This is a genomic window from Saccharopolyspora sp. (genome assembly GCF_017434145.1).
GTDB classification, from domain to species: Bacteria; Actinomycetota; Actinomycetes; order Mycobacteriales; family Pseudonocardiaceae; genus Saccharopolyspora_C; species Saccharopolyspora_C galaxeae.
Genome location: NZ_JAFRFW010000911.1, coordinates 1 through 6,001, shown reverse-complemented (window position 1 = coordinate 6,001; position 6,001 = coordinate 1). Strand labels below are relative to the sequence as shown.

The following is a 6,001-nucleotide window of genomic DNA, read 5'->3' as shown; positions in this document are numbered from 1 at the left end:
GGACCTTGGACCTGGTTGTCGACGAAGACGAACTCGCCGTCCGGAGGCGGGAGTGGACCGCGCCGGAGCCGCGGTTCCGGCACGGCGTGCTGGGCAAGTACGCCCGCCTGGTCGGCTCCGCTGCCGAAGGCGCCGTGTGCTGACTCGCCGGCCCGGCCTACTCGAGAGGCGGCTGACTCGGAGAAGCGGCTGACTCGGAGATGCCGGGACCGCAGAACGCCCCGCACTCCGCACCGAGAATCCGAGTGAAGGACCCGTTCGACCCGATGGGTCCGGGGCCCTTCACTCGGGATCGGTCAGGTCGCCAGCGGCACGGTCATGATCGGCGGTGTGGTGGGTGCCGGAGAGCCGCCGTCCGGTTCGACGGTGACGCCGAGCGTGGCGGTTCCGGCGGGCATCGCGGCCATCATCGGCTCGGTGCCGTCGCCGCGACCCTGCTCCAGCAGCCCGGCCGGGGTCGCACCGTCCGCTCCGATGAACCAGAGCTGGTAGTCGTGCTCGCTCGGCGCCGGAGCCATCCCGCTGGTCATGAACATCGCCTTGCCCATCTGCTGGGAGACGATCGCGGTGGCCCGCGAGCCGGACGGACCGGCCGAGTTCAGCACCCGGGTGTCGGGTGCCTGCAACACCTGCGACATCTCGTCGCCGCGAGCGCCCGCGGCGATCATCCGGTCCTTGGTGTCGGCGAGTTCCTGCTGCGCGCGCAGCGCGAGCACGCCGAACGCGCCGGCCAGTGCGATCCCGAGGACCGCAGCGACCGCGGCCAGCCGGACGCCCCAGGGTTTGCGCCGCGCCCGCGCCTGAGCCAAGGGTGCCGGTGGCGGCGGGTCCTGCCGGGTCTGCGCGACCTCCGCGAGCACCCGCTGCTTGAGGCCGTCCGGAACACCCGATTGCTCGGTGGCGGCGAGCCGGGCCGCGGCTTCGCGCAGCTCGCGGACCTCCTGGCGGCAGTCCTCGCAGCCGGCCATGTGCAGCTCGAACTCGGCGCGTTCGTCGTCGGGCAACGCGTCCACGGCGTATGCGCCGGTCAGCGTGGCGAGGTCGGTGCTCATCGGCCCACCCCCAGGCAATCGCGCAGGCGGATCAACCCGTCCCGCAGTCGCGTTTTGATGGTGGAGGCCGGAGCTTCCAGCAGCCCGGCCGTTTCCCGGTAGGTGTAGCCGCGATAGTAGGTCAGCAGCACCGACTCGCGCTGCAGCTCGGTGAGCGTGCTCAGGCAGCGCCGCACCTGCCGCTGCTCCCACCGCGTGGTGACGGATTCGCTGACCTCGTCGAACGGCCTGCCCTGGTCGCGGGCTCCGACGCGGGCCTCGCGGTCCCGCCCGGCCTGCGCCGAACGCACCCGGTCCACGGCTTTGCGGTGCGCGACGGTCAGCACCCAGGTCAGCACGCTGCCGCGCTCCGGCCGGTAGTGCGTGGCGGTGCGCCACACCTCGACCAGCGCTTCCTGAGCGACTTCTTCGGACTGCGCGGCGTCGCGCACGATGCGCTGGACGAGCCCGAACAGCGAACCCGCGATCAGCTCGTAGAGCTGCTCGAAGGCGCGTTCATCGCCTTTGGCGACTTCGGCGATGAGCGCTTGCGCGTCCGGACCTCCGTCGTCGGCGGGTGGTGGCACCCGCCGGGGTCCGTGCTGCGGGAGTTCTGGCATCTGCTGGGTCCCTTCTTGGCCGCGGTCGCGACCGCCCGGTCGTGGCAGTGTTCAGGCCGTCGGCGGTTTGCCGAAACCGAGCTGCCAGACGTCGAGGTAGCCGGAGCGGAATCCGGCTTCGCTGTAGGCGAGGTAGAACTCCCACATCCGCCGGAACCGTTCGCCGAAGCCGAGCTCGGCGATCCGCTCCCGGTTCTCGATGAACCGGTTGCGCCAAGTGTGCAGGGTCGTGGCGTAGCTCGGGCCGAAGGAGTGGCGTTCGATACCGCGCAGGCCGGTGTGCCGGCGCACGCATCGCTCGATCGCCTGCAGCGAGGGCAGTTCGCCGCCGGGGAAGATGTACTTGTGGATCCAGGTGCGGGAGCGGCGCGAGGCCAGCATCCGGTCGTGCGGCATGGTGATCGCCTGTAACCCGATGCGCCCGCCCGGCGCGAGCAGCCGGTCCAGGGCGCGGAAGTAGCCGGGCCAGTACTCGGCGCCGACTGCTTCGATCATCTCGACGCTGACGATCGCGTCGTAGCCGCCTTCGGCGTCGCGGTAGTCGCGCAGCTGCACGTCGACGCGGTCGGCGAGGCCCGCTTCGGCCAGCCGCTTCTGCGCGAGTTCGCGCTGCTCGGTTGGACAGGTCGTAGTGCCGTTCGATGTTGCGCCGCGAACCCGCGGCGGTGTTGCGCTCCGCGACGAGCTTCGGCGGGTCGACCCACCGGCGCAGGCCTTGCAGCGGTTTCGGCACCAGCCGCGGGAGCCGTTCGGCGAACGGGGTGAGCAGGTCGGCGGGTTCCGGGCTCTCCCATTCGCCCGCCATGTACGACTCGCCGAAACCGATCTTGGAGTCGGCGCCGAGCCGGTGGAAGAACGCGGCCGGATCGGTGATCCGCATCAGCGGGGATCCTGCGCCGCCGCTGCCGAGCCGTTCGCCGCCCGCCAGCGCGATCTGCACCGGCAGGTCGCGCACGGCGTGCCGGAACAGCTTCTCGGCCAGGTAGGCGCGGGCGGGCGAGTCCGGCGCGGCTTCGAGCGCTTCCCACGGTGGGGTGCTGGTGGGCTGGTGCAGGGCGGTGCTCATCGGATACCTTCCTGGTGGACGTGCGGCTTTCGGGGCGCGATGCGAACTCCGCGCAGCCACAGCGCGATGCCGTGCCGCCGGATCAGCGCGGCGACGCGGTGCGGGAGCAGGGGGCGGCGCAGCAGCTCGCGCACGATCGCCGGCACGGTCGCGGGCCGTCGGCTTCCGGTCAGCACGGCCGTCAGGCGCGGGCCGGACTCGTCGCGGAAGCGGATGCGCACGTGGACGTGCTCGCCGGGTGGAGGGATCCGCATCTCGTAGTGGCCGTTCTCGGGCAGGAACGGGGAGACGTAGAAGTGCTTGCCGGTCTCGGCGCGGCCCTCCGCGTCCGGGTGCAGCAGGTAGCAGTGCCGCTCGCCGTAGGTGTTGTGCACCTCGGCGACCACGCACGCCTGCTCGCCGTCCGGGCGGTGGCACCAGTACACGGTGATCGGGTTGAACACGTACCCGAGCACGCGGGCGTGCGCGAGCATCAGGATGCGGCCGCCGCGCAGGTCGATGCCCTGCAGCCCGAGCCAGTGGTCCACGTTCGCGCGGATGCTGCGGTCCGGATCGCCGAGGTGGTCGCGTGCGTCGAAGCGGGCGAACGGCCGCAGCCACCTGGGCAGCCGCGGCAGTTCGTCGAGGTCGACCAGCCAGGTGTGCAGCCGGTGCCGGAAGCGGGTCGGCTCGTCGCCGTGCCGGGTGTGCGAGACGGTGACGTCGTAGAGCGCTGGGGCGTCGCAGCGCACCGGGGCGGTGGGCACGGTCACCACCCCGCTCCGAACGCTTCGGCGGCCCGGACGCCGCTGGCGCAGCCGTCTTCGTGGAAGCCCCAGCCGTGGTAGGCGCCCGCGAACCTCGTGCGGTCGTCCCCGAGCCCCGGAAGAAGGCGTTGCGCTGCAACGGAATCCGGCGTGTAGATGGGATGCCGGTAGTGCATCCGGGCGAGTGTCCGGTCCGGACGGACCCGGCCTGCCGGGTTGAGCGTGACCAGGTAGTCCGCCGGTTCGGCCAGCCGCATCAGGCGGTTCATGTCGTAGCTGACCAGCACGTGCCCCGGATCCGCCGCGCAGCTGGGCTTGTGGTGGTTCCAGGACGCCCGCGCGCCGCCGCTGCGCGGCAGCACTGCCGGGTCGGTGTGCAGCCAGGTCTCGTTCTCGGAGTAGCCGAAGGAGCCGAGGACCTTCCGCTCCGCCGGGGTCGCGTCGGCCAGCAGCGCCAGGGCCTGGTCGGCGTGCGTGGCCAGCACCACCCGGTCGGCCAGGTGCGTGCGGTCGGCTTCGTCGCGGATCTGCACGTGGTCCTCCGCGCGGCGCACCGCGCGGACCGGGGTGTGCACTGTGGACAAACCTGCGGCTGCGCGCTGAACGTACTCGCGCGAGCCGCCTTCGACGGTGCGCCAGGTGGGCGAGCCGGACACCGACAACATGCCGTGATGGCGCAGGAACTCGAAGAGGTACCGCGCCGGATAGCGCGCGCTGGTGGCGAAATCCGCCGACCACACCGCGGAAACCAGCGGCAGCGCGAAGTGGTCCACGAAGTAGCGGGAAAATCCCTGCGTGCTGAGGAAATCGCCGAGGGTGACTTCGTCCGCCTGCGCGCCGGGAGCGTCCAGCAGCCGGTTCGCCGACCGGTGGAAGCGCGGGACCTGGGCCAGCATCCGCAGGTAGCGGGCGCGGAAAGCGTTGCCGCGCTGGGCGAACAGCCCGCCTGCGCGCTTCGCGCCCGCGTACTCGAGCCCGCAGCCGTCGCAGGACACGCTCATCGACATCTCGGTTTCGCGGGTGCGCACCCCGAGTTCGCCGAACAACCGCAGCAGATTCGGGTAGGTCCGTTCGTTGTGCACGATGAACCCGCTGTCCACCGGCAGCACTCGGCCGTCCGAAGTGGTCAGACGGTGCGTGTGCGCGTGCCCGCCGAGCCGGTCGTCGGCCTCGAACAGCAGCACGTCGTAGCGCCGCCGCAGCAGGTGCGCGGCGGTGAGGCCGGAGACTCCGGCGCCGATCACGGCTACCGTCCCGGTCATCGCACCGGCTCCTCGCCCGCGAGCAGCGCGCGGACGAACCGCCTGGTCAACGCGTTCCATTCGGGCCTGCGCCGGAGCATGGCGTGCCCCGAGCGGGGAACTCGCCGGTAGGTCACCGCTGGCGCGTCCGGTTGCCGCCGCGCGCGCACCGCGTAGTCGGCCGACGCGGCCGCTGAGGTCACCCGGTCCTCGTCGCCGTGCGCGATCAGCACCGGCTTTCCGCGCAACTGCTCGACCGGTTCGTCCTGCTCGACCCACGGAGCCAGCGCGCAGACCCCGCGCACACCGGGCTCGCCCGCGAGCCGCAGCGCGACCCGGCCGCCGAGGGAGTGCCCGACCAGCACGATCCCGGCCTGCGGGTGCTCCCGCTGGATCCGCTCCAGCGCCCAGCGCGCGTCCGCGACGGCGTCCAGGTCCGGTTCGTTCCAGCCCCGGAAGCGGTTGCGCAGCAGCCACACCTGCGCGGAGCAGCCGGCGCCTGCGCTGTGCAGCGACCGCGCCACGGCACGCATCCGGAGGTAGGCGAGCTGGTGGCCGCGTGCGGGGGCGTGGCTGGTGGCCCGCCCGCCGTGCAGCACCAGCACGATCGTGCCGGGGGTGTCCGCGCGGGAGCGCAGGACCCGCAGCTTGGGGGATTGCATACCCGTTGTTCGCAGCCGCCGGGCGTTCGGGCTGGTCGTTGTCGGATGGATCACAGCGAGCCGTCCGGGGCGCCGCGGGCTCCGAACCACCCGCGATCGAAACGCTCGGGGAAGGTGTGCGTGTTGCGTGCTCGGCAGGCTGCGGAACGGATCGAAGGCGTGCTGCGGGACCTCGTGGGAGTGCCGTTGCCGGTTGGCGTGGTGGCCTGGGACGGCAGCACCGCCGGTCCGCGCAGCGGGCCGCGGGTGGTGCTGCGCAGGCGGCGCGCGTTGCGGCATCTGCTGTTCAGCCCGGGTGAGCTCGGGCTGGCGCGGGCGTTCGTCTCCGGCGATCTCGACGTGGAAGGGGATCTCGCGGAAGGGTTGCGCCGTTGCTGGGCGGCGTTCCGCGAGCAGCGGGTGGCCAAGCCGCGGTTCGGGCCTTCGGCGTGGCGGCGGATGCTGGGCGAGGCCGTCGCGCTCGGCGCCATCGGCCCGCGGCCGAAGCCGCCCGCCAGCGAGGCCCGCCCGAGCGGTGCGCTGCACAGCCGCCGCCGGGACCGCTCGGTGATCGCGCACCACTACGACACCGGCAACGAGTTCTACGAGCTGCTGCTGGATCCGAGCATGGCCTACTCCTGCGGGTACTTCACCGG

At 72.3% G+C, this 6,001-nt stretch carries 8 protein-coding genes; 2 read left to right on the top strand and 6 right to left on the bottom strand.

Translation table 11 applies throughout. The annotated features are described in order from the left end of the window. On the top strand, positions 1 to 143 hold a 143-nt coding region (locus IJH84_RS24690; protein WP_295149635.1), incomplete at its 5' end, for a dihydroxy-acid dehydratase. 153 nt (positions 144 to 296) lie between these two features. Here IJH84_RS24690 and IJH84_RS24685 read toward each other — a convergent pair. The 6 genes from IJH84_RS24685 to IJH84_RS24660 all read right to left on the bottom strand — a co-directional run bounded on the left by IJH84_RS24685 (position 297) and on the right by IJH84_RS24660 (position 5,366). Beyond that, on the bottom strand, positions 297 to 1,052 hold the full coding sequence (locus IJH84_RS24685) for an anti-sigma factor (RefSeq protein ID WP_200071129.1): 756 nt from the start codon (positions 1,050 to 1,052) through the stop codon (positions 297 to 299). Beyond that, on the bottom strand, positions 1,049 to 1,651 hold the full coding sequence (sigK, locus tag IJH84_RS24680) for an ECF RNA polymerase sigma factor SigK (protein ID WP_200070823.1): 603 nt from the start codon (positions 1,649 to 1,651) through the stop codon (positions 1,049 to 1,051). Before sigK ends, IJH84_RS24685 begins: the two co-directional genes overlap by 4 nt. A 51-nt stretch (positions 1,652 to 1,702) precedes the next feature. After that, the gene (locus IJH84_RS29385) at positions 1,703 to 2,239 is read right to left on the bottom strand and encodes a class I SAM-dependent methyltransferase (protein WP_367269092.1); all 537 of its coding nucleotides are present in this window, start codon (positions 2,237 to 2,239) and stop codon (positions 1,703 to 1,705) included. 474 nt (positions 2,240 to 2,713) lie between these two features. Further along, positions 2,714 to 3,469 (bottom strand): DUF1365 domain-containing protein, encoded by a 756-nt coding sequence (locus tag IJH84_RS24670; RefSeq protein ID WP_295149631.1) that lies wholly within the window; start codon positions 3,467 to 3,469, stop codon positions 2,714 to 2,716. After that, a complete protein-coding gene (locus tag IJH84_RS24665; RefSeq protein ID WP_200070825.1) occupies positions 3,466 to 4,725 on the bottom strand; it encodes an NAD(P)/FAD-dependent oxidoreductase in 1,260 nt (419 codons plus the stop codon). Before IJH84_RS24665 ends, IJH84_RS24670 begins: the two co-directional genes overlap by 4 nt. After that, complete coding sequence (locus IJH84_RS24660; RefSeq protein WP_295149627.1) at positions 4,722 to 5,366, bottom strand: alpha/beta fold hydrolase; 645 nt, start codon at positions 5,364 to 5,366, stop codon at positions 4,722 to 4,724. The genes IJH84_RS24665 and IJH84_RS24660 overlap by 4 nt, the downstream gene beginning before the upstream one ends. 123 nt (positions 5,367 to 5,489) lie before the next feature. Here IJH84_RS24660 and IJH84_RS24655 point away from each other — a divergent pair. Then, on the top strand, positions 5,490 to 6,001 hold a 512-nt coding region (locus IJH84_RS24655; RefSeq protein ID WP_295149625.1), incomplete at its 3' end, for a class I SAM-dependent methyltransferase.

Coding starts and splice junctions, on each gene's coding strand:
- sigK (WP_200070823.1), bottom strand. CDS start 1,651: ATGCCAGAACTCCCGCAGCACGGACCCCGGCGGGTGCCACCACCCGCC.
- IJH84_RS24685 (WP_200071129.1), bottom strand. CDS start 1,052: ATGAGCACCGACCTCGCCACGCTGACCGGCGCATACGCCGTGGACGCG.
- IJH84_RS24660 (WP_295149627.1), bottom strand. CDS start 5,366: ATGCAATCCCCCAAGCTGCGGGTCCTGCGCTCCCGCGCGGACACCCCC.
- IJH84_RS24665 (WP_200070825.1), bottom strand. CDS start 4,725: ATGACCGGGACGGTAGCCGTGATCGGCGCCGGAGTCTCCGGCCTCACC.